We start from the raw sequence: 22,938 nt of genomic DNA, 5'->3' as shown, positions 1-22,938 counted from the left end.
CGGTTATCTCCTGGGAATAAGCTATGAAAATTAAAAAAACACTGGAACGTTTTCCTGGTGGTATGATGGTTGTACCGCTGATCATCGGCGCCTTGTTTAAAACTTTTGCGCCGGAGGCGCTGGAAATAGGCGGTTTTGTCATCTCTATTTCGCATGGCGCAATGGCGATTTTAGGCATGTTTTTAGTCTGTATGGGCGCGGATATCCAGTTTAAAGCCGCGCCGAAAGCGTTGAAAAAAGGCGCTGCGATCACCTTTGCGAAATTTGCCAGCGGCGTGATTATTGGCATTCTGGTCGGGAAATTTTGCGGCCCGGATGGGTTATTAGGTCTGTCGGCTTTAGCGATTATTTCGGCGATGACCAACTCGAACAGTGGGTTATATGCCGCGTTGGTGGGGGAGTACGGCGATGAAACCGACGGCGGCGCGATTGCGGTAATATCGTTGAACGATGGTCCCTTTTTCACCATGCTGGCGTTAGGATCGGCAGGCATGGTGTCGATACCCTTTATGAATCTGGTGGCGGTTATTATTCCCATTATCATTGGCATGATTTTGGGCAATCTGGATGAGGACATGCGCAAGTTTCTTAAACAGGGCAGCGTGGTAACGATTCCCTTTTTTGCCTTTGGGTTAGGATACAGTATTGATTTCGCAAGACTTATCACGGCAGGTTCTTCAGGCATTTTACTGGGACTCATGACGGTGGCGATTGGCGGATTTTTTAATATTTTCGCCGATCGTGTGACGGGAGGCAGCGGCGTGGCAGGCGCGGCGGTATCCACCACCTCTGGCAACGCCGTCGCGACGCCAGCGGCAATCGCGCTGCTCGATCCGCATTTTACCGACCTGGCGTCGACGGCGGCGGCGCAGGTGGCGGCCTCGACGATTATTACCGCTCTGTGCGCCCCCTTCCTGACCGTATGGATAAAAAAACGCTACGATCGTAAACTGAACCCAGCCGCCGCAGGCGGTTAGCGTTTCGGCGGAAAATAAATCACGACGGGCGGTCTCGCCCGTTTATAAACCAACAGGATGGTGAGTGATGAATAAGACGAAAGATATAGCCGCATCTCCTCTCTGTTTTGTCTCTCCTTATCCGCAACTGGCAAAGGCTGCCGAGGCGCTGGTCGCGCAGTTGGATTACGCCGTCACTATTCATCAAACGACGCTTAATCGTATCCTGGATGAGCTACCTTTATTAGAGTCCCGTGGGCACCAGGTACTGATTAGTCGTGGCGGCTGTGCGGAAATATTAAAAAAGCACAGTAAATTACCGGTAGTCGAAATTAAAATGTCCGGCTACGACATTCTTGATGCGCTTATCCCTTTTAAAGGACAAAAAGGCACTGTCGGTATTGTCGGCTTTTCCAGTGTGATCAAAGGATGCGCGCGCGTAGCGGAACAGTTAAATATTAACTATAAAATTTTTACCTTACAGGGAAATGATAAAGAAACGATTTCTTGCCTGAAGCGGCAATTAGCGTCCACGCCATTAGATTGCATTGTTGGCGATACCGTTTGTCAGGATTATTTTTCACCGCTGGGCTCGCAATTCCGTTTACTTGATTCCAGCCCCGCCTCAATAACCGAAGCTCTGGAAGAAGCCCGCTCATTATATCTGGCTTTTCGCAGCCAATTACTGGAGCGCCATCATCTGCAGCTGATTCTCGATCAGTTTGATAAAGCTGTTATCACGCTTGATGATACCGGCGCGTTACTGCATTACAATAAATATGCGAGCCAACTTTTTAAAATTAACGCCTCCGGTGAAATTTATGACGCATCTTTCCTGAAACAGGTATTGCACCAGGAGCGGCATACATTACGTGAGGGAAAAACCGTCAGCGCGAAAGTCGTCGATACACCGCAAGGCGCGATGGTAGTTAATCTGTATCCGGTATTTGCGGCCAGACAGTTAAGCCGGGTGGTGTTGACGATGCAAACCGTCTCCAGTTTACAGGGGGCGGAACATCATGTTCGCCGCCAGGAACTGTCTCGCCGCGGCTTGAGCGCCCGCTATCATTTCGACGATCTGCTTACCGAAAACCCGGAAATGCTGCGTCGTCTGGCGATCATTAAAAATTATGCCGGTACGGACGCGACTATCTTAATTAATGGCGAAAGCGGGACGGGAAAAGAGGTGCTGGCGCAAAGTATTCATAATGCCAGCCAACGCGTCAACGGCCTGTTTGTCGCCATTAACTGCGGCGCGATGGCCACTCAGATTCTGGAGAGCGAACTCTTTGGCTATGTCGCCGGCGCATTTACCGGCGCGTCGCCGAAAGGCAAAATAGGCCTGTTTGAATTAGCGCACCACGGTACCATTTTTCTGGATGAGATTAGCGAACTGGATAAACCGCTACAGACGCGCTTATTACGGGTATTGCAGGAGCGGCAGATTATGCGGCTGGGCTCAGACCAGATGATACCTGTTGATATTCGCGTGATTGCGGCGACCAATCAGACGTTAACGAAGCTCATTGCGGATGGGACATTTCGCGAAGATCTTTATTATCGGCTTAACGTATTAAAAGTAACCACTATCCCGCTACGCAAACGTCCGGAGGATATCAAAGCCATCGGCCTGTCGCTGCTTACTAGTTTCAGCCAGCATTATAAACGCCCGGCACTAACGTTAACCCCGGCGCTGTGGCAGGAGCTTCAGCGCTTCGCCTGGCCCGGAAACGTCAGGCAGTTAAGCAATATTATCGAACGGCTGGTGCTCTCTATTGATCACTCCCCGGCAACTCTGGATGAGGGCCGCCTCTTGCTGGACGATTTGGAAGAGGGGAGCCGACGCGAGCCAAGTACCTGCCACGACTGCCAGATGCTGGCTGGCGATTATAAAACGATTCGCCTGCGTATTTTGAGAAAATTATTAGAGGCGGAAAGGGATAATAAATCGTTAGTGGCGAAACGGTTAAATGTCGATCGTACCTCGCTGACGCGCTGGATACGCGAGTCGGCCTGACAAGAATTTACAGACTCTGTGGGCAGCCTTGCAAAGCGTAACGCAAATAACGTCTATTATTATAGGCAGTTAACGATCCAAGAGGTGAAGTGATGAACAAGGTTGCTCAATATTATCGTGAACTGGTGGCCTCATTAAGCGAGCGTTTACGCAATGGCGAGCGCGACATTGATGCGCTGGTGGAGCAGGCGCGCCAGCGCGTGATGCAAACAGGGGAGTTAACGCGAACCGAGGTGGACGAACTGACGCGCGCTGTCAGACGCGATCTGGAAGAGTTCGCCATGAGCTACGAAGAGAGCCAGGAAGATAGCGTCTTCTTGCGGGTGATTAAAGAGAGTCTCTGGCAGGAACTGGCGGATATTACCGACAAAACCCAGCTGGAATGGCGTGAAGTCTTCCAGGATTTGAATCACCACGGCGTGTATCACAGTGGCGAAGTGGTGGGGTTGGGGAATCTGGTGTGCGAGAAATGCCACTATCATCTGGCGGTTTACACGCCGGATGTGCTGCCGCTCTGCCCGAAGTGTGGGCACGATCAGTTCCAGCGCAGGCCGTTTGAGCCGTAAGGTTCATTATCGTGAGCGGACGGTTGCCGTCCGCCATGTTAAGAGTGTAGTTGGGCTTCCAGCCGGTAATAGCCATCGGCAAAGAGTGAAAACAGCGGCGTCAGGGCGGTAAATGCTTCGTTCAACCCGACTCCTGGCTGATTCCACTCGGCAAGTGAGGATAAAAACTGCGCGGCGCCTTCATCATCATTGCTAAAACCGGCATAAACAAATTCTGCGCAGGTTGGGCACCAGGCTTCAGTGTAAAAACGAATCAGCGGCGAGCCATGCCAGGAGAGCATATGAATACCGGCGTCAGAGTCGGGATCGTGGATAATGCAGGGACGAAGCAATGCTTTTCCGTTACGTACTGAAAACGTTATATGGGCTACGTCGTGCTGTAGCAGGCTGATTTCAGGTCTATTGTTACGCCAAAACATCGCTGTTCATCCCTGGATTCTTCTTTGCGCTTTATGCGTAGTATTGCAGCCGTTCCGCCAGCAAATCGACAAATCCCTGACGGTCTACATCGACCATCACCGTCGCATTCGGCTTATTCCCCGTCAGGAAATAATAATCCACCACCGTCATCCCCTGGGTATATTTCCCCTGAGTTTCCACGCCAACCCAACGCTCAACGGTGGTGAAAATCTCAGGTTTCAGCAGCCAGGCGATAGTGCAAGGGTCGTGCAGCGGCGCGCCGACAAATCCCCATTTTTCGTCTTTGTGGTATTCAAAGAAGAAGTCGAGTAGTTCAGCCACGATCGTCGAAATTGGATTGCCGATGTCGCGGAAACGCTCGATATCGGCGGCGTGAATCTGCGCCTTATGGGTGACGTCCAGCCCGGCCATCACCACCGGAATGCCTGACTGGAAGACAATTTCTGCCGCTTCCGGATCGACGTAAATATTAAATTCCGCAGCGGGCGTCCAGTTACCCAGCGCCATCGCGCCGCCCATGATCACAATGCGGGCGATTTTCGTATGCAGTTCCGGATGGCTATTCAGCAGCAGCGCCACGTTGGTCTGTGGGCCAGTGGAGACGATGGTGACCGGCTGTGCGCTCTCGCGCAGTGTTTTTGCCATCAGCTCAACGGCAGTGCCGCTTTGCGGGGCGAATGACGGCTCGGGCAGCGCCGGGCCGTCAAGACCGCTTTCGCCGTGAACGTTATCAGCGATAATCAGTTCGCGCATGAGCGGTTTCACCGCGCCGCCCGCCACAGGAATATCCGGGCGTTTGAGCAGTGTCAGCATCCGCAGCACGTTGCGCAGCGTCTTCTCCGGCGTCTGGTTGCCGGCGGAAGAGGTGATCGCTTTCACTTCCAGTTCAGGGGAGGCGAGGGCGAGAACGAGGGCGATCGCGTCATCATGACCCGGATCGCAATCAATAATAATGGGCAGTGCCATTGTGGCTCCTTGTAAGCGGTACTTTGTGACAAGGTTAACGCCCGGCTGGATACGTTTCGAGAAGCGAAGAAGTAAAGCGTGAGGTAGCGCGCACTCTGACGTGCGCGCCGGGAAGATTAGTGCAGGATTTTCGCAAGGAAGTCCTTTGCGCGATCGGAACTGGGGTTAGCGAAGAACTCCTCTTTTGGCGAATCTTCGACGATTTTACCTTCATCCATAAAGATCACCCGGTTAGCCACTTTACGGGCAAAGCCCATTTCGTGCGTCACCACCATCATGGTCATCCCTTCGTTCGCCAGCTCGACCATCACGTCCAGTACCTCGTTGATCATTTCCGGATCGAGCGCGGAAGTCGGTTCATCGAATAACATGGCAATGGGGTCCATACATAGCGCGCGGGCGATCGCCACGCGCTGCTGCTGACCGCCGGAAAGCTGCGCCGGGAACTTGTTGGCATGCGCAGACAGGCCAACGCGCTCCAGCAGCTTCAGGCCTTTATCGCGGGCGGCGGCCTTATCGCGTTTCAGCACTTTCACCTGCGCCAGCGTCAGGTTTTCGATGATCGACAGGTGGGGAAACAGCTCGAAGTGCTGGAATACCATGCCCACGCGGGAACGCAGTTTCGCCAGATCGGTTTTTTTGTCGTTCACAATAATGCCGTTAACGGTAATTTCGCCTTTTTGCACCGGTTCCAGACCGTTGACGGTCTTAATTAGCGTGGATTTACCGGAACCCGATGGCCCGCAGACTACCACCACCTCACCTTTTTTCACTTCTGTCGAACAATCGGTCAGCACCTGAAAGTGACCATACCATTTTGAAACATTTTTCAGGGTAATCATTAAACTGTCCTTTTCTTCAAATAGCTGACCAGCAACGACGCGCTCAGGCTGATAACAAAATAAACGGCGCCGGCGAACAGAATCATTTCGACCTGAGTACCGTCACGCTCGCCGATAGTCGACGCGGTGCGGAAGAAGTCCGCCAGGCTGAGTACATAAACTAAAGAGGTGTCCTGAAATAGCACGATGCCCTGCGTAAGCAACAGCGGCACCATTGCCCGAAACGCCTGCGGCAGAATAATGAGCTTCATCGACTGCCAGTGGGTCATCCCCAGCGCCAGCGCGGCGCTGGACTGCCCGCGGGAAATGCTTTGAATACCGGCGCGAATAATCTCGGAATAGTAGGCCGCTTCAAACATGGAGAATGCCACCATCGCGGAGATCAGGCGGATATCGGTTTTCGGCGATAGTCCCAGCACGTTTTGCAGAAAGCCGGGTACAATCAGATAGAACCACAGCAAGACCATGACCAACGGGATGGAACGGAAAACGTTAACATACGCTTTAGCAAACCAGGCGATAGGAGCAAAGCTTGAGAGGCGCATGACGGCCAGAATGGTTCCCCAGACTATCCCCACGACAACGGCGGTGACGGTGATCTTCAGCGTGATGACCAACCCGGCCAGCAGGTAAGGCAGTGAGGGGATAATCGAACTCCAGTCAAATTCGTACATTATTTGCTCCCCACGTTGCCCGGCAGGCGGACTTTGCGTTCAACCAGGCTCATAACCAGCATGATAACGGCGTTAATCAGCACATAGGCCAGCGTAATGGCGGTGAAGGATTCCCAGGCGTGCGCCGAGTAATCCAACAGTTTGCCTGCCTGCGCCGCCATATCCACCAGGCCGATGGTTGATGCAATAGCCGAGTTTTTCACCAGGTTCATCATCTCTGACGTCATTGGCGGCACGATAACGCGATAGGCATTCGGCAGCAGGACATAGCGATAAGCCTGCGGCAGCGTTAGCCCCATCGCCAGCGCCGCGTTCTTCTGTCCGCGAGGCAGAGACTGAATCGCGGCGCGCACCTGTTCGCAAACACGGGCGGCGGTAAACAGTCCCAGACAGATCATTGAGGAGAGGAAAAACTGAATATTGGGATCGAGTTCCGCCTTAAACCACATGCCAAGATCTTCCGGCAACAGTTCAGGCACCACCAGGTACCAGGTGAAGAATTGCACGATCAGCGGCACGTTGCGGAACAGTTCTACGTACAATGTGCCCAGTCCGGAGAGGAAACGGTTGGGAACGGTACGTAAAATGCCGAAAATAGATCCTACCAGGAAAGCGATAATCCAGGCGGTAATCGAAAGGGCTACGGTGACCTGAAAACCACTCCATAGCCAGCCGAGATAGGTGGTATTGCCGAAGGGGGCTTCCTGTAAAAAAATACCCCAGTTCCAGTCTATTGACATACATCTACTCCGAAAAAAAAGGGTAGCAGCGCTACCCTCGAAGATTGTTGCCCGGCGATCTGCGGTTTCAGGCCCGATGGGGAACGACCATCAGGCTTATAGTCTGTCCGTGCTGAGCGACAATCGAGAGGACAGGAGTCCCGTCCCATTTAGTTTTAGTTAGTTAAGCGCTTTATCATTCGGTGCTTTGAACAGGGCTTTCATCTCGTCAGACAACTCGAAATTCATGTTCAGGTTTTTCGGTGGGATCGGATTTTTAAACCACTTATCAAACCACTTTTCCGCTTCGCCGGAGGTTTGCGCCTGAGCGATGGTATCGTCCATCAGCTTTTTAAACTCAGGGTCGTTTTTACGCAGCATACAGCCGTAGGCTTCCTGGGACTGCGGTTTACCGACAATCTCCCAGTTATCCGGTTTCTTGGCTTTGGCGCGCTCGCCGGCCAGCAGCGCGTCATCCATCATAAAGGCGACGGCGCGACCGCTTTCCAGGGTGCGGAACGAGTCACCGTGGTCTTTCGCGCTAATAATACGCATCCCCATCTTTTGCTCTTCGTTAAGCTTATGCAGCAGAATTTCAGAGGTCGTCCCGGAGGTGACGACGACCGCTTTGCCTTTCAGATCCGGGAAATCTTTAATATCGCCGCCTTTTTTAGTCAGCAGTCGCGTCCCGACGACGAAAATCGTATCGGAGAAGGCGGCCTGTTTCTGGCGCTCAAGGTTGTTAGTCGTTGAACCACATTCAAAATCGAAGGTTCCGTTTTGCAACAGCGGAATACGGTTTTGCGAGGTGATCGGGATCAGCTTCACCTGCAGATCGGGCTTGTTAAGTTTCTTTTTTACCACTTCCACAATGGCGTTGGAGTAGTCCTGGGAATAGCCGACCACTTTCTGCTGGTTGTCGTAATAAGAAAAGGGCACAGAAGATTCGCGATGCCCGACGACGATCACGCCATTTTTAGCGATCTTGTCCAGGGTGCTACCAGCGGCAGGCGCGCCATCTTCTGCGTGCGCAAGGCCCGCAGACAGTCCCATGACCAGCATTGCTGTGGTTAGCTTACGTAATTGCATATCCAACTCCTTTATCATCTGCGCCGTCGACGCATTGATAGCTATTGTGATGTTGTTATTGCCTGCAACTTGCGCGTGCAGTGTTATGTGTGTTTGTTAACATTTAGTGTGGCTTGTTGTAAATATTTTGCTGCGATATTGTTTATTTTTGCGAAGTGCGCCGCACCGTTCAGAGGCAAAAATCGCAGTTTGCACAATAATGGTGCTACCGATGCTGTGTTGTGGTGCAACCTGGTTGCGCCGGTAGGGAGTGTGCAGCCTCTTGATTATATTAAGCAATTGGCGTGCCAGAATGAGATTTTGGTGGCGGTGAGAGGTTGTAGGCCTGATAAGCGTAGCGCCATCAGGCACGGTGCGATACAACTGCCGGATGGCGGCGTAACGCCTTATCCGGCCTACATTGGATAGTGCAATGTTTTATTTGCGGCGTTGACGCAGGCTCATCACCAGCGCGCCAAAGCCGAACAGTACGGTAATCAACCACACCGTCCAGTCGCCGGTTCGTGCGTACGGCGTCAGGCCGGTGGTCGGCGTGACTTTGGTAGTTAGCACCTGGCGTGTGAACTGCGGGATCATCGCCTGAATTTCGCCCTGCGGGCCAATCACCGCCGTAATACCGTTATTAGTACTGCGCAGCAACGGACGCGCCAGCTCCAGCGAACGCATCCGCGCCATCTGGAAATGTTGCCACGGGCCAATGGACTTACCAAACCAGGCGTCGTTAGAAATCGTCAGCAGATAGTCGGTGTCCGGGCGGAAGTTATCCCGCACCTGTTCGCCAAGAATAATTTCATAACAGATTGCCGCCGTCAGCTTATAGTCGTGCGCATGTAACTGCGGCTGGATATAAGGGCCGCGGCTAAAGGAGGACATGGGCAGATCGAAGAACGGCGCCAGCGGACGCAGGATAGACTCCAGCGGAACGAACTCGCCAAAGGGTACAAGGTGATTTTTATTGTAGCGATTGGGCGAGTCATAACTGTATGGATTATCCTTGCCCAACGTAATAATCGTATTGTAGGTGTCGTATCGATTCTGTTTATTGAGACGCGCATCGACAATACCGGTGATCAGCGTGCTATTTTTTTCGCGTAACATCTCGTCCAGCGAACGAAGGAAAGGCTGCTGATTGATTTCGAGATCCGGAATCGCCGACTCAGGCCAGATAATAATCTGTGATTTGCCTAACTCTGGGCGAGTTTCGTTGAGATAAATGTTTAGCGTATTCAGTAGCTGGTTTTCGTCCCACTTCAGCGACTGCGGAATATCGCCCTGCACCAGCGATACCTGGGTCGCTTTGGTAGGTTCCAGCGTAAACCACTGGATATAACGTAGCGGAAAGGGCAAAGCAAACAGAATCACGGCGACAGCCAGCGGACGCCAGTTCCGCGTCGCCAGTGCCAGCGCTAACAGGCCGCTGACCATCATCAGCAGGAAGTTGATCGCTTCGACGCCCATTACCGGCGCCAGGCCTTTTAGCGGGCCGTCGACCTGACTATAGCCAAATTGCAGCCAGGGGAAGCCGGTCAGCACCCAGCCGCGTAAAAATTCGGTGATTTGCCATATTGCAGGCGCGGCGATAGCGACGCGCAGCCAGTTGGTTTTTGGCCACAGGCGCGACAAAATCCCGGCAAACAGTCCGGTATACAGCGAGAGATAAGCTGCAAGCAGCACCACCAGAAAAACGTTAACCGGGCCCGGCATGCCGCCAAACTGCGCGATACTGACATAAACCCAGTTAATCCCGCTGCCGAAAAGTCCGAGTCCCCAGCAATAGCCGATGGCGGCAGACTGGAGCGGGCGGCGATTAAACGTTAAGGCCTGCAGCCCGATAAGCGACACTATCGCTGCGGGCCAGACGTCATACGGAGAGAAAGCCAGTGTTCCGCAGGCGCCGAATAATAACGCCAGCAGCAGGCGAATACGCTGGCGTTCAATTAACGAGGCAAATGCCATTTTTAGTCCACTATTGCTGTTATTCGTCCAGTTTTGGCTGGGGCGAGTCATCCGGGATCCTGACATGCACCTGAATAATACGACGACTATCGGCCATTGCCACTTTGAACTGGTAACCATCAATGTCAATGGTTTCGCCGCGGGCCGGTAAATGGCCGAACGCCTGCATCACCAGCCCGCCGATGGTATCGACTTCTTCATCGCTGAAGTGGGTGCCGAAAGCGTCATTGAAGTCTTCAATCGACGCCAGCGCGCGAATCGTCCAGGTATGGCGGCTAAGCTGACGGAAGTCGATATCGTCTTCTTCGTCATACTCATCTTCAATTTCACCGACAATCAGTTCGAGGATGTCTTCGATAGTCACAAGGCCGGAAACGCCGCCAAACTCATCGATAACGATGGCCATATGGTAGCGCTGGGAGCGGAATTCCTTGAGCATACGGTCAACCCGTTTGCTTTCCGGTACGACAACCGCGGTACGTAACACTTTGTCCATGCTGAAGGCTTCGGCATCGCTGCGCATAAACGGCAGCAAATCTTTGGCCATCAGAATCCCTTCAATGTGATCTTTATCTTCGCTGATCACCGGAAAACGCGAGTGGGCGGACTCGATGATAACATCGAGACATTCGTCCAGCGTCTGGTTGCGTTTCAGGGTAATCATCTGGGAGCGCGGGATCATAATATCGCGAACGCGCTGGTCGGCGATGTCCATTACGCCTTCGAGCATATCGCGCGTATCTTCATCGATAAGCTCGTTCTGCCCGGAATCACGGATCAGCGCCAGCAACTCATCACGGTTTTTAGGTTCACCGTGGAAAAGCTGGCTGAGTAGCAGGGAAAAAAATCCCTTTTTACTGTTTACTGTGTCACTACTGTGTGAATTGTCGTCGCTCATGGCGTCGTATGGGTTCTCATGTTAGTTAATACAAAGCTCGTCATGCGTATACTCAGCTGTGACGGCATGTTTTGCCTGATGACGCTACGCTTATCAGGCCTACAAAAGGCATGAATGTAGGCCGGATAAGGCGCAAGCGCCGCCATCCGGCAAGCTACTATTCTGCAATCTTCTCGGCAATGTACGGATCCTCATAGCCCATAGCAAGCATAATCTCCGTTTCGAGAGACTCCATCTCTTCCGCTTCGTCATCGTCGATATGATCGTAACCCAGCAAATGCAGGCTACCGTGTACGACCATGTGCGCCCAGTGCGCCTCCAGTGGCTTGCTCTGTTCCTGCGCTTCCTGCTCCACGACCTGACGGCAAATAATCAGATCGCCCAGTAGCGGCATTTCAATGCCGGGGGGCGCTTCAAACGGGAAGGAGAGAACATTAGTGGGTTTATCTTTCCCGCGGTACGTCAAATTAAGGTCATGGCTTTCGGCCTCATCCACCAGACGGATTGTGACTTCCGCCTCTTCCTGAAACTGCGGAATAACGCCGTCCAGCCAGCGTTGAAACTGAGCTTCATCCGGCAGGCCCGCGTGGTTTTCACAGGCCAACTGTAAATCGAGGATCACCTGGCTCATTTCTGTTCCTGCTCCTGGGCTTCACGCTTACGCTCCGCCGCCAACGCCGCTTTGCGTTTTTGTTCGGCCTCTTCCCAGGCTTCATAGGCGTTCACAATGCGGGCAACGACCGGATGGCGCACCACGTCTTCGCTGTGGAAGAAGTTAAAGCTGATTTCATCGACTTCCGCCAGCACTTCAATGGCATGACGCAAGCCGGATTTGGTGTTGCGTGGCAGGTCAATCTGCGTCACGTCGCCGGTGATCACCGCTTTCGAGTTAAAGCCGATACGCGTCAGGAACATCTTCATCTGTTCGATAGTGGTGTTCTGGCTTTCATCCAGAATGATAAAGGCGTCGTTTAATGTGCGTCCGCGCATATAGGCCAGCGGCGCGACTTCAATCACATTGCGCTCAATCAGCTTCTCGACTTTTTCAAAGCCGAGCATTTCGAACAGCGCGTCATACAGCGGACGCAGGTACGGGTCCACCTTCTGACTTAAATCGCCTGGCAGAAAGCCGAGTTTTTCGCCCGCTTCCACCGCCGGACGGGTCAGTAGAATACGGCGAATCTCCTGGCGCTCCAGGGCGTCTACCGCAGCGGCGACCGCAAGATAAGTTTTACCGGTACCCGCCGGGCCGACGCCAAAGGTAATATCATGATCGAGAATATTGGCGATGTACTGCGCCTGGTTCGGGGTACGCGGTTTAATCACGCCGCGCTTGGTTTTGATATTAATAGCTTTGCCATAGTCAGGCACGCTTTCCGCGCTCTGTTCCAGCACCCGCGCTTCTTTGATCGCCAGATGAATTTGTTCCGGTTCGATATCCTGAGTCTGGCCGCGCATCGGTGCGGTATCGACATACAGACTTCGCAAAATATCTGTCGCCGCGGTCACGCAAATCGGACGACCGGTCAGTTTAAAGTGATTGTCACGGCGGTTGATTTCAATACCGAGACGACGTTCGAGCTGTTTAATATTGTCATCAAACGGCCCGCAAAGGCTCAACAGACGGGCGTTGTCTGCGGGCTCAAGGGTAATTTCGCGAGTGTCTATATTCAAACTGTTCCTCTTGTGTCTGTATCGCCGGACGCTGAACATTTACCGGCATCTAAGGAAATTATTCACGCCATAGGGAAAAGGCGCAAGCATTGCAATGAAGATGGGGATGAAGAGAGAAAATTGCAAGGCCCGTCGGGCGACAGGCCATGACCAGGAAGCCCGACAGGCGTAGCGCCATCGGGCATTATTGCCTTTCCTGCAGGATTAAGGCTGGTAGAATCCTACGCCCAGCTCATTTTCTTTACGGGTACGGGCAATGACGGACTCCGGCGTTTCGGCGACGCGCAGACCCATTTCATCTTCGGTACGCACCACTTTTCCGCGCAGGGAGTTCGGATAGACGTCAGTAATTTCCACATCGACAAACTTACCAATCATCTCCGGCGTGCCTTCAAAGTTCACCACCCGATTGTTTTCGGTACGGCCAGACAGTTCCATAATGTTTTTACGCGACGTGCCTTCCACCAGAATGCGCTGTGTCGTGCCGAGCATACGGCGGCTCCATGCCATCGCCTGCTGATTGATACGCTCTTGCAGAATATACAGACGCTGCTTTTTCTCTTCTTCCGGTACGTCATCAACCATATCGGCAGCCGGCGTTCCCGGACGCGCAGAGAAGATAAAGCTGTAGCTCATATCAAAGTTGACGTCGGCGATAAGCTTCATGGTTTTTTCGAAATCATCGGTAGTTTCGCCTGGGAAACCGACGATAAAGTCAGAGCTTATCTGAATGTCCGGCCGCGCCGCGCGCAGTTTACGGATGATTGCTTTATATTCCAGCGCAGTGTGGGTGCGCCCCATCAGATTCAACACGCGATCGGAACCGCTCTGTACCGGCAGATGCAGGAAACTGACCAGCTCCGGCGTATCGCGGTACACCTCGATAATATCGTCGGTGAACTCAATCGGATGGCTGGTGGTAAAGCGAATACGGTCAATGCCGTCGATGGCGGCAACCAGACGCAGCAGATCGGCAAAGGTGCCGGTGGTGCCGTCGTAGTTTTCTCCGCGCCAGGCGTTAACGTTCTGGCCCAGCAGGTTGACCTCACGCACGCCCTGCGCCGCTAACTGGGCGATTTCGAACAGGATATCGTCTGAGGGACGGCTGACTTCTTCACCGCGGGTATACGGTACCACGCAGTAAGTACAATATTTATTGCAGCCTTCCATGATAGAAACGAAAGCGGTCGGGCCTTCGGCGCGCGGCTCCGGCAAACGATCGAACTTCTCGATTTCCGGGAAGCTGATATCGACCACCGGGCTGCGGTCGCCACGCACGGAGTTAATCATCTCCGGCAGGCGGTGTAAGGTTTGCGGGCCAAAAATAATGTCGACGTAATGGGCGCGTTGACGAATGTGCTCGCCTTCCTGGGAAGCCACACAGCCGCCGACGCCGATAATCAGATCGGGATTTTTCTCTTTTAACAGTCTCCAGCGACCTAATTGATGGAAGACTTTTTCCTGAGCCTTCTCGCGGATTGAGCAGGTATTCAACAGCAGCACATCCGCCTCTTCCGCCACGTCGGTCAGTTGATAGCCGTGGGTGGCGTCCAGCAGATCGGCCATCTTCGATGAATCGTACTCGTTCATCTGACAGCCCCAGGTTTTAATATGGAGTTTTTTAGTCATCGACTTGCTCTTGCGAAATAGTGGCTGAAAAGCAGGGCGCATAGTGTAATGCTTTGGCGCGGTTGTGACCAGTATGACTGACGTCAGCCCTAATGGGTAAAAAATCCTGTAAACTTGTCTAAAACGTAACAGGATGAATGACCATGACAAATCAACCAACGGAAATTGCCATTGTCGGCGGGGGAATGGTCGGCGGCGCGCTGGCGCTGGGTCTGGCGCAGCAAGGGTTTACGGTGATGGTAATAGAACATGCCGCGCCTGCGCCGTTTGTGGCTGACAGCCAGCCTGACGTGCGGATTTCGGCCATTAGCGCGGCATCCGTGGCGCTGCTCAAGGGGCTGGGCGTTTGGGAGGCGGTGCAGGGGATGCGTAGCCATCCTTATCGGCGACTGGAGACCTGGGAGTGGGAAAACGCCCATGTGGTGTTCGACGCCGCTGAACTCAAGCTGCCGCTGTTAGGCTATATGGTAGAGAACAACGTCCTGCAACAGGCGCTGTGGCAGGCGCTGGAAGCGCACCCCGGCGTGACGCTGCGCGTTCCGGCTTCACTGGCGGCATTGCACCGCCGCCACGATGGTTATGCGCTGGAACTGGCCGACGGCGAATGGGTAACGCCGAAGTTAGTGATTGGCGCCGACGGCGCGAATTCGCAGGTTCGGCAAATGGCGGGAATTGGCATTCATGCCTGGCAATATGCGCAGTCGTGTATGCTTATCACCGTCAAGTGTGAAAATGCGCCAGGCGACAGCACCTGGCAGCAGTTTACGCCAACGGGGCCGCGCGCCTTTTTGCCGCTGTTCGACGATTGGGCGTCGCTGGTGTGGTATGACGCTCCGGCACGTATTCGCCAGCTACAGAGTTTATCGATGACGCAATTGCAGGTGGAAATTAACCAGCACTTTCCGGCGCGTCTGGGGGCGGTGATGCCTGTCGCGGCGGGCGCGTTTCCGCTAACCCGTCGTCACGCGTTGCAGTATGCGCAACCGGGGCTGGCGCTGGTAGGCGACGCGGCGCATACCATTCATCCGCTGGCCGGGCAGGGCGTCAACCTGGGGTATCGGGATGTTGATGCGTTGATTGATGTGCTGGCGAGTGCCCGTAGCTATGGCGAGTCCTGGGCCAGCCATTCGGTGTTGAAACGCTATCAGACGCGGCGCATGGCAGATAATTTTATGATGCAAAGTGGAATGGATCTGTTTTATGCCGGGTTCAGCAATGAACTGCCGCCACTGCGTATTTTACGCAATATGGGGCTAATGGCGGCGCAGCGCGCAGGCGTGCTAAAACGTCAGGCGCTGAAGTATGCGTTGGGGTTGTAGTTTGTGTTATGCCGGGTGGCGGCTATACCTTACCCGGCCTGTATTCGCCCGTAGGCCTGATAAGCGTAGCGCCATCAGGCTGTCCGAATTGCCAGAAAAGCAAAAAGCTCGCCGAAGCGAGCTTTTTAAAAGTGGCTGGGGTACGAGGATTCGAACCTCGGAATGCCGGAATCAGAATCCGGTGCCTTACCGCTTGGCGATACCCCAACAAATTATTTTCGAACCGGTCGAATACCTCGACGCGTTCTGAATATGGTGGCTACGACGGGATTCGAACCTGTGACCCCATCATTATGAGTGATGTGCTCTAACCAACTGAGCTACGTAGCCAGATGATTTCTTCGATGGCTGGGGTACCTGGATTCGAACCAGGGAATGCCGGTATCAAAAACCGGTGCCTTACCGCTTGGCGATACCCCAATACCGTCGCGGTGAACCGCAAACTCGAAGAAATATGGCTGGGGTACCTGGATTCGAACCAGGGAATGCCGGTATCAAAAACCGGTGCCTTACCGCTTGGCGATACCCCATCCGTACAACGCTTATCGGTGAATGGTGCGGGAGGCGAGACTTGAACTCGCACACCTTGCGGCGCCAGAACCTAAATCTGGTGCGTCTACCAATTTCGCCACTCCCGCAAAAAAGATGGTGGCTACGACGGGATTCGAACCTGTGACCCCATCATTATGAGTGATGTGCTCTAACCAACTGAGCTACGTAGCCATCTTTTTTCGCGTTACCTTATCGGCGTTGCGGGGCGCATTATGCGTATTGAGCCTTGAAGCGTCAACCTCTTTTTCATCGAAAAACGTCGGAAAGTGTCTGTTTGGTTAGGTTGCGAACAGCGTGGCGCAATATTCGGCAATTATTGGTTATTAATCGTTTTTCCGAAAGTGGGTTGCTATAAAAAAAGAGCCCCTAGGGGCTCTTTCGTCATCGTTAATTTACTGGTACGCCGACTGATGCACGCCGACCGCGCGGCCTGACGGGTCATCCATCGTTTTGAATGCTTCATCCCACTCAATGGCTTTGGCGGAAGAACAGGCCACGGACGGGCCGCCGGGTACGCATTCCGCGGCGCTCGGCACCGGGAACAATTCTTCAAAAATTTCCCGGTACAAGTACGCCTCTTTAGACGACGGCGTGTTGTATGGAAAGCGGAAGCGGGCTGTTTCCAGTTGTTGATCGGAAATCTGTTTCGCCGCCACCTCTTTCAGCGTATCAATCCAGCTGTAGCCTACGCCGTCAGAGAACTGCTCTTTCTGACGCCACGCCACGCTTGCTGGCAGATAAGACTCGAAGCACTCGCGCAGCACGTGTTTTTCCATCTTGCCGTTGCCGCACATTTTATCCTGTGGGTTGATACGCATCGCCACGTCGAGGAATTTTTTATCCAGGAACGGTACGCGCGCTTCCACGCCCCAGGCGGACATCGCTTTGTTGGCGCGGGTGCAGTCATACATATGCAGCGCCTGTAGCTTACGGACCGTCTCTTCATGTAACTCTTTGGCGTTCGGCGCTTTATGGAAGTACAGGTAGCCGCCAAACACCTCATCAGAACCTTCGCCGGAGAGCACCATTTTGATGCCCATCGCTTTGATCTTACGCGACATCAGATACATTGGCGTTGAGGCGCGGATAGTGGTTACGTCATAGGTTTCAATGTGGTAAATCACGTCGCGAATCGCATCCAGACCCTCCTGGACGGTGAAGTGAATTTCATGATGCACGGTGCCGAGGTGGTTAGCCACTTCCTGGGCCGCCTTCAGGTCAGGCGAACCTTCCAGACCTACCGCAAAAGAGTGCAACTGTGGCCACCAGGCTTCGGAGCGCTCCTGATCTTCGACGCGACGGGCGGCGAATTTTTTGGTGATTGCCGAGATAACCGACGAGTCCAGGCCGCCGGAGAGCAGTACGCCGTAGGGCACGTCGGACATCAGGTGGCTTTTCACGGATTCTTCCAGCGCCTGACGCAGCGCGTTTTTGTCGGTGACGTTATCTTTTACCGCATCGTAATCGAACCAGTCGCGCTGATAGTACTGACGAATTTCGCCGTCTTTGCTCCACAGGTAGCTGCCCGCCGGGAACTCTTTAATGGTGCGGCAGACCGGAGTCAGCGCTTTCATTTCTGACGCTACGTAGAAGTTGCCGAATTCGTCATAGCCCATGTAGAGCGGAATAATACCGATATGGTCACGACCAATCAGATAAGCGTCTTTTTCGCTGTCATACAGGGCGAAGGCGAACATCCCCTGTAAATCGTCAAGGAAATCCGGCCCTTTTTCCTGATATAGCGCGAGAATAACTTCGCAGTCGGAGCCAGTCTGGAACGCGTAACGATCGCCATACTCCGCGCGTAACGTCTGATGGTTATAAATTTCACCGTTCACCGCCAGCACGTGAGTTTTCTTAGCGTTATACAGGGGCTGGGCGCCGGCGTTAACATCAACAATCGACAAGCGTTCATGTGCGAGAATCGCGTTATCGCAAGCGTAGATGCCGGACCAGTCCGGGCCGCGATGGCGCATCAGGCGTGACAATTCAAGGGCTTTTTTACGCAGTTCCGCTGCATCTGTTTTGATATCGAATACGCCGAAAATAGAACACATAGCCTTCTCCGTTAATCTGTTGCGTCGTACTTTTTGTGTTTGCTTGACTAAAAAATGCCGCAAAGGCGTGGAAGGCGCAAGGGGATTACGGTCTGAAAAATGAAAAACGCAATCGTCATTGTTGATTAGTGAAAAATGATTACGTATTGCGCGAATTTATTGATGAATCTTCAGTTTTATAGTGGTTTAATTGAATTATGTTTTTCCTGATGACGTTTCGCTTATCAGGCCTACAATGTTGTTCGAACCGTAGGCCTGAAAGCGGCGCGTCATCAGGCAGGGGACAGGTTTAGATAACGTCTATCTCGGCGACGGAAGGGTAAATCCAGCTTGGGCGGAACGGCATACTGTCAATATCATTGATTGTTGATACGCCTGAAAGCACCAGAATGGTCTCCAGACCGGCCTGGAACCCCGCCAGAATGTCGGTGCGCAGGTTGTCGCCGACGATAACGGTCTCTTCCGAGTGCGCCTGCATTTTGTTTAACGCCGCGCGGATGATCCACGGGCTGGGTTTGCCGACATAAAACGGCTTCCGGCCGGAAATTTTTTCAATGCCTGCGCACAGCGCGCCGCAGGCCGGATAAAAGCCGCGACCGTGGGTATCCGGGTTGGTGGCGATAAAGCGCGCGCCATTAGCGACGAAAAATGCTGCTTTATGCATCATGTCCCAGTTGTAGGAGCGGGTCTCTCCAACGATGACAAAATCAGGGTTTACATCGGTAATGGTAAAACCCGCTTTATAGAGCTCGTGAATAAGCGCGCCTTCGCCCACGACATACGCTTTTTTACCTTCCTGACGGCGCAGAAAATCGGCTGTCGCCATTGCTGACGTATAAAACACGCTGTCCGGCACGTTAACGCCAGCGGTAGCAAAACGGTTCGCCAGATCCTGGCCGGTTTGCGACGGGTAATTGGTCAGCAGCACCAGCGGCAGACCTTTTTCCAGAATCCCCGTCAGAAATTCCGCCGCACCGGGTACGGCTACGTTGTCGTGCATCAGCACGCCGTCGATATCGCAGATTACATTCTTGATGGTCATGAACTACCCAGGGAATTTGTGAATAATCCGATACTATAAGAGCGCATCAGCTTTCCAGCAAACGTTGCAGCAATGTTCCGTTGAGCATGGCGCGTTTAACTAAGGCAAATGCGCCGATAGCAGAACGGTGATCCAGCGTGGAGCGTACCACCGGCAAATTTTTGCGAAAGGCCTTTAACGCCTGCGTATTGATACAGCTTTCGATAGCGGGCAACAGGACTTTATCGGCTTCAATGATCTCGCCGGCAATGACGATTTTTTGCGGATTAAACAGGTTGATAGCAATGGCGATCGTTTTGCCCAAATGGCGGCCAACATGCTCAATGACTTCCGAGGCCAGGCTGTCGCCCCGGTTTGCCGCCTTACAGATGGTTTTAATCGTGCAGTCGTCAAGCGGAACACGGCTTTGATACCCTTGTTTAAGCAAATTCAGCACCCGTTGTTCAATCGCCGCATTGGCGGCAATGGTTTCCAGACAGCCGAAATTACCGCAGTGGCAGCGCTCGCCCAACGGCTCCACCTGAATATGCCCAATTTCGCCGACGTTGCCGTTACGGCCAATGAAGATGCGTCCGTTGGAGATAATCCCGGCACCTGTACCACGATGGACGCGCACCAGAATCGAGTCCTCGCAATCCTGACTGGCGCCGAAGTAGTGTTCCGCCAGTGCCAGGCTACGAATATCGTGACCCACGAAACAGGTAACGTGAAACCGTTTTTCCAGCGCTTCGACCAGTCCCCAGTTTTCAACCTGAATGTGCGGCATGTAACGAATCACGCCGCTTTCCGGATCGACAAGCCCTGGCAGGATCACCGAGATAGCGATCAATTCACGAATTTTACGCTGACAACTATCAATAAAGACGGCGATAGTGTTGAGCAGCGCATGTTCCAGCGTCTCCTGGGTGCGCTCCGGCAGCGGATAATGCTCCTCAGCGACCACTTTACTGCTCAGATCGTAGAGCGTTAAAGTGGTGTCATGACGCCCCAGGCGAACGCCAATGGCGTGGAAGTTACGGGTTTCCGTGACGATAGAGATAGCGCGGCGGCCTCCGGTAGAGGCCTGCTGATCGACTTCTTTGATCAGCCCGCGTTCAATGAGTTGACGCGTAATTTTCGTTACGCTGGCGGGAGCAAGCTGGCTTTGCTCGGCAATTTGTATGCGCGAGATAGGACCATGCTGGTCAATCAGGCGGTAAACGGCCGCGCTGTTAAGCTGTTTTACGAGATCAACGTTACCTATCTGAGCTTGTCCGCCTGGTGTCATATTCTCACTTACTCAAGTCAACGACCTCGTCACCATTAACGATGGTCTTGATAATTTTAAAATCGTGGGTGAACGCGGTCAGGTTGGCGACTTTACTCGGCGCAATGCTACCGAGATGCTTATCAACGCCGATAGCGCGTGCCGGATAGAGCGTTGCCATGCGCAGCACTTCATCCAGCGCGATGCCGCAATGCGCGACCAGGTTGCGTACGCCTTCAATCATGGTTAAGGACGAACCGCTCAACGTACCGTTTTCATCCACACACAGTCCATTGCGGTAGTATATTGTTTTACCTGCGAAAATGAACTGCTCAATATTGGCCCCCGCCGGTGCGGTGGCGTCTGTCACCAGACAAAGTTTGTCGCCTTTCAGGCGTTTGGCATTGCGAATGTTGGCGTAGTCGACATGCAGACCATCGGCGATAACGCCGCAATAAATATCCGCTTCGTCCAGAACAGCGCCAGCAAGGCCCGGCTCACGCCCTGTAATGTACGGCATCGCGTTAAACAGGTGAGTCGCAAAGGTAATCCCGGCGCGGAAGCCCGCTTTTGCCTCTTTTAACGTCGCGTTGGAGTGACCTGCGGAAACCACAATGCCCGCATTCGCCAGTTTAGCGATTACGTCAGCAGGCACCATTTCCGGCGCGAGAGTGACTTTGGTGATGACGTCGGCATTATCGCATAAGAAATCGACCAGCGCAGCGTCTGGTTTACGCACGAAATCAGGATTATGGGTGCCTTTTTTTACCAGATTAAGCCAGGGGCCTTCCAGGTGGAGACCCAGCGCCTGGTGCGGATGTTTTTCCAGATACTCGCGCATGACGCGAATACCCTGTTTCATCAATTCGTCGCTGGTAGTGATAAGCGTTGGCAGAAAGTTAGTACAGCCCGATTTTTCATTGGCTTTCTGCATAATTTCCAGCGTTTCAACGCTGACGGCTTCTGCGGTATCGTTAAACTGCACTCCGCCGCAGCCGTTTAGCTGCACATCAATAAAACCGGGGGAGAGAATGGCCCCATTCAATGAGCGTTGTTCTATTCCCGGCGGCAGCTCGGCCATCGGACAAACGCGGTCAATCAGGCCATTAGCGACAACAAGCGCATGGTCATCAAGAATTTCGTGACCGGTAAAGATCCGGCCCTGGGTTAAAGCATACATTCTGACCCCCGATATCAAAAATTTACCGCCCCGCATTGACTGGCGGGGCGGAGACAACATTACAGACCTTTAATATTTTCTGCTTCTAATTCATTGAAATATTTCAATGTTTTAACTTTAAGTTCCATTGTGGACGGCTCATCGCATACCACAACCGCTTTCGGATGGAGTTGCAGGCAGCTAATGGTCCACATGTGGTTGACGTTGCCTTCAACCGCCGCCTGCAGCGCCTGGGCTTTCTGATGGCCCAGCACCAGAATCATCACTTCTTCCGCATCCAGCAGCGTACCCACGCCTACCGTCAGCGCGTATTTCGGCACCTGGTTTACGTCGCCGTCAAAGAAGCGGGAGTTCGCTACGCGAGTATCATGGGTTAACGTTTTGATACGGGTACGGGAAGCCAGGGAAGACGCCGGTTCGTTAAAGGCGATGTGACCGTCGTTGCCGACGCCGCCCATAAACAGATGGATTTTACCGTAAGAACGAATTTTTTCTTCATATTGACGGCATTCTGCATCGATATCCGGTGCGTTACCGTTGAGAAGATTGATGTTTTCTGCTGGAATATCAACGTGATCGAAAAAGTTACGATGCATAAAGCTGTGGTAGCTTTCCGGGTGCTCTTTCGGCAGGCCAACATATTCGTCCATATTAAAGGTGACCACATGCTTAAAGCTGACCTCGCCCGCTTTGTGCATCTCAACCAGCGCTTTGTACGCCGTTAGCGGCGTGCCGCCGGTAGGCAGTCCAAGAACAAACGGACGATCGGTGGTCGGTTTGAACGCATTAATACGGTTAACGATATGGCGAGCGGCCCATTTGCCAACCTGTTCTGCGGTACTCAGGGGGATCAGTCTCATTCTTCACCTCAATAATCAATGTCAAAATTTGGCGGATCGTATTAAGCGTAACCTGGATATCCAGGGTTCGTGTTCAATCCGTCCTGATTTTTTGAATCATAAAATAAGTTTTCCGTGTTAGCCAGTGGATGGTGGGGGTGATTACGATATTTAGTGATTATAATCACAAAAAACACCCGTTTAATTTGCGAGGCGAATTAATTTTCCACACACTCTGCAGAAGATGATCTCACCGTTCGATTACAGAACATCACGTTTTTAACGTTTGCAGCACAA

At 53.0% G+C, this 22,938-nt stretch carries 19 protein-coding genes, 6 tRNA genes and 1 pseudogene; 4 read left to right on the top strand and 22 right to left on the bottom strand.

What is annotated here, in order from left to right:
• Nucleotides 1-23: 23 nt before the first annotated feature.
• From AAYN39_RS05105 to AAYN39_RS05095, 3 genes are all read left to right on the top strand, one after another.
• On the top strand, nt 24-977 hold the full coding sequence (locus tag AAYN39_RS05105) for a 2-keto-3-deoxygluconate permease (RefSeq protein ID WP_000694473.1): 954 nt from the start codon (nt 24-26) through the stop codon (nt 975-977).
• Nucleotides 978-1,044: 67 nt separating this feature from the next.
• Nucleotides 1,045-2,973 (top strand): sigma-54-dependent Fis family transcriptional regulator, encoded by a 1,929-nt coding sequence (locus tag AAYN39_RS05100; RefSeq protein WP_001044179.1) that lies wholly within the window; start codon nt 1,045-1,047, stop codon nt 2,971-2,973.
• Nucleotides 2,974-3,065: 92 nt separating this feature from the next.
• Nucleotides 3,066-3,539 (top strand): zinc ribbon-containing protein, encoded by a 474-nt coding sequence (locus AAYN39_RS05095; RefSeq protein ID WP_001044885.1) that lies wholly within the window; start codon nt 3,066-3,068, stop codon nt 3,537-3,539.
• Between the two features lie 44 nt (nt 3,540-3,583).
• Here the strand turns inward: AAYN39_RS05095 and AAYN39_RS05090 are convergent.
• The 11 genes and pseudogenes from AAYN39_RS05090 to miaB all read right to left on the bottom strand — a co-directional run.
• A pseudogene (locus AAYN39_RS05090) lies at nt 3,584-3,958 on the bottom strand (hypothetical protein); the annotation flags it as partial.
• Between the two features lie 31 nt (nt 3,959-3,989).
• Entirely contained in the window at nt 3,990-4,925 is a 936-nt protein-coding gene (rihA, locus tag AAYN39_RS05085) for a pyrimidine-specific ribonucleoside hydrolase RihA (protein ID WP_001207423.1), read from the bottom strand.
• Nucleotides 4,926-5,041: 116 nt separating this feature from the next.
• Complete coding sequence (gene gltL, locus AAYN39_RS05080) at nt 5,042-5,767, bottom strand: glutamate/aspartate ABC transporter ATP-binding protein GltL (RefSeq protein WP_000631369.1); 726 nt, start codon at nt 5,765-5,767, stop codon at nt 5,042-5,044.
• The gene (gltK, locus tag AAYN39_RS05075; RefSeq protein WP_000272799.1) at nt 5,767-6,441 is read right to left on the bottom strand and encodes a glutamate/aspartate ABC transporter permease GltK; all 675 of its coding nucleotides are present in this window, start codon (nt 6,439-6,441) and stop codon (nt 5,767-5,769) included. Before gltK ends, gltL begins: the two co-directional genes overlap by 1 nt.
• Nucleotides 6,441-7,181 carry a glutamate/aspartate ABC transporter permease GltJ gene (gene gltJ / locus AAYN39_RS05070; RefSeq protein ID WP_000020930.1) on the bottom strand — a complete coding sequence of 247 codons (741 nt, stop codon included), beginning with the start codon at nt 7,179-7,181 and terminating at the stop codon, nt 6,441-6,443. The genes gltK and gltJ overlap by 1 nt, the downstream gene beginning before the upstream one ends.
• Before the next feature lie 159 nt (nt 7,182-7,340).
• Nucleotides 7,341-8,249 (bottom strand): amino acid ABC transporter substrate-binding protein, encoded by a 909-nt coding sequence (locus AAYN39_RS05065; protein ID WP_001682194.1) that lies wholly within the window; start codon nt 8,247-8,249, stop codon nt 7,341-7,343.
• A 417-nt stretch (nt 8,250-8,666) separates the two neighbouring features.
• On the bottom strand, nt 8,667-10,205 hold the full coding sequence (lnt, locus tag AAYN39_RS05060; protein ID WP_000853074.1) for an apolipoprotein N-acyltransferase: 1,539 nt from the start codon (nt 10,203-10,205) through the stop codon (nt 8,667-8,669).
• A 19-nt stretch (nt 10,206-10,224) separates the two neighbouring features.
• On the bottom strand, nt 10,225-11,103 hold the full coding sequence (gene corC / locus AAYN39_RS05055) for a CNNM family magnesium/cobalt transport protein CorC (RefSeq protein ID WP_001278615.1): 879 nt from the start codon (nt 11,101-11,103) through the stop codon (nt 10,225-10,227).
• Nucleotides 11,104-11,260: 157 nt separating this feature from the next.
• Entirely contained in the window at nt 11,261-11,734 is a 474-nt protein-coding gene (gene ybeY / locus AAYN39_RS05050) for an rRNA maturation RNase YbeY (RefSeq protein ID WP_000084477.1), read from the bottom strand.
• Nucleotides 11,731-12,777, bottom strand: a complete 1,047-nt coding sequence (locus AAYN39_RS05045; RefSeq protein WP_001018045.1) for a PhoH family protein — start codon at nt 12,775-12,777, stop codon at nt 11,731-11,733. The genes ybeY and AAYN39_RS05045 overlap by 4 nt, the downstream gene beginning before the upstream one ends.
• A gap of 204 nt (nt 12,778-12,981) precedes the next feature.
• Nucleotides 12,982-14,406, bottom strand: coding sequence for a tRNA (N6-isopentenyl adenosine(37)-C2)-methylthiotransferase MiaB (miaB, locus tag AAYN39_RS05040; protein WP_001519200.1), 1,425 nt, complete (start codon nt 14,404-14,406; stop codon nt 12,982-12,984).
• A gap of 143 nt (nt 14,407-14,549) precedes the next feature.
• Here miaB and ubiF point away from each other — a divergent pair, with 143 nt between their 5' ends.
• Nucleotides 14,550-15,725: a 3-demethoxyubiquinol 3-hydroxylase gene (gene ubiF, locus AAYN39_RS05035; protein WP_000184625.1), complete on the top strand. Its 1,176-nt coding sequence runs from the start codon at nt 14,550-14,552 to the stop codon at nt 15,723-15,725.
• Nucleotides 15,726-15,857: 132 nt separating this feature from the next.
• Here the strand turns inward: ubiF and AAYN39_RS05030 are convergent.
• From AAYN39_RS05030 to nagB, 11 genes are all read right to left on the bottom strand, one after another.
• A tRNA-Gln gene (locus tag AAYN39_RS05030) sits at nt 15,858-15,932 on the bottom strand.
• Between the two features lie 46 nt (nt 15,933-15,978).
• Nucleotides 15,979-16,055 (bottom strand) — tRNA-Met (locus tag AAYN39_RS05025).
• A gap of 15 nt (nt 16,056-16,070) precedes the next feature.
• Nucleotides 16,071-16,145 (bottom strand) — tRNA-Gln (locus AAYN39_RS05020).
• 35 nt (nt 16,146-16,180) lie between these two features.
• Nucleotides 16,181-16,255, bottom strand: a tRNA-Gln gene (locus AAYN39_RS05015).
• Nucleotides 16,256-16,278: 23 nt separating this feature from the next.
• A tRNA-Leu gene (locus AAYN39_RS05010) sits at nt 16,279-16,363 on the bottom strand.
• Between the two features lie 8 nt (nt 16,364-16,371).
• Nucleotides 16,372-16,448, bottom strand: a tRNA-Met gene (locus AAYN39_RS05005).
• Between the two features lie 221 nt (nt 16,449-16,669).
• Nucleotides 16,670-18,334, bottom strand: coding sequence for an asparagine synthase B (gene asnB / locus AAYN39_RS05000; RefSeq protein ID WP_000337026.1), 1,665 nt, complete (start codon nt 18,332-18,334; stop codon nt 16,670-16,672).
• 289 nt (nt 18,335-18,623) lie between these two features.
• On the bottom strand, nt 18,624-19,376 hold the full coding sequence (gene nagD, locus AAYN39_RS04995; protein ID WP_000153143.1) for a ribonucleotide monophosphatase NagD: 753 nt from the start codon (nt 19,374-19,376) through the stop codon (nt 18,624-18,626).
• Nucleotides 19,377-19,422: 46 nt separating this feature from the next.
• The gene (gene nagC, locus AAYN39_RS04990) at nt 19,423-20,643 is read right to left on the bottom strand and encodes a DNA-binding transcriptional regulator NagC (RefSeq protein WP_000187578.1); all 1,221 of its coding nucleotides are present in this window, start codon (nt 20,641-20,643) and stop codon (nt 19,423-19,425) included.
• Nucleotides 20,644-20,647: 4 nt separating this feature from the next.
• Nucleotides 20,648-21,802 carry an N-acetylglucosamine-6-phosphate deacetylase gene (gene nagA / locus AAYN39_RS04985; RefSeq protein ID WP_000271187.1) on the bottom strand — a complete coding sequence of 385 codons (1,155 nt, stop codon included), beginning with the start codon at nt 21,800-21,802 and terminating at the stop codon, nt 20,648-20,650.
• Between the two features lie 59 nt (nt 21,803-21,861).
• Nucleotides 21,862-22,662 carry a glucosamine-6-phosphate deaminase gene (gene nagB / locus AAYN39_RS04980; RefSeq protein ID WP_001237064.1) on the bottom strand — a complete coding sequence of 267 codons (801 nt, stop codon included), beginning with the start codon at nt 22,660-22,662 and terminating at the stop codon, nt 21,862-21,864.
• Between the last annotated feature and the right edge of the window lie 276 nt (nt 22,663-22,938).

Origin of the sequence: Salmonella sp. K21076, from assembly GCF_039650795.1 — a bacterium.
Lineage (GTDB): Bacteria > Pseudomonadota > Gammaproteobacteria > Enterobacterales > Enterobacteriaceae > Salmonella > Salmonella enterica.
Note: the sequence above shows the minus strand (reverse complement) of the source record. Positions and strands in the feature narration are given on the sequence as shown.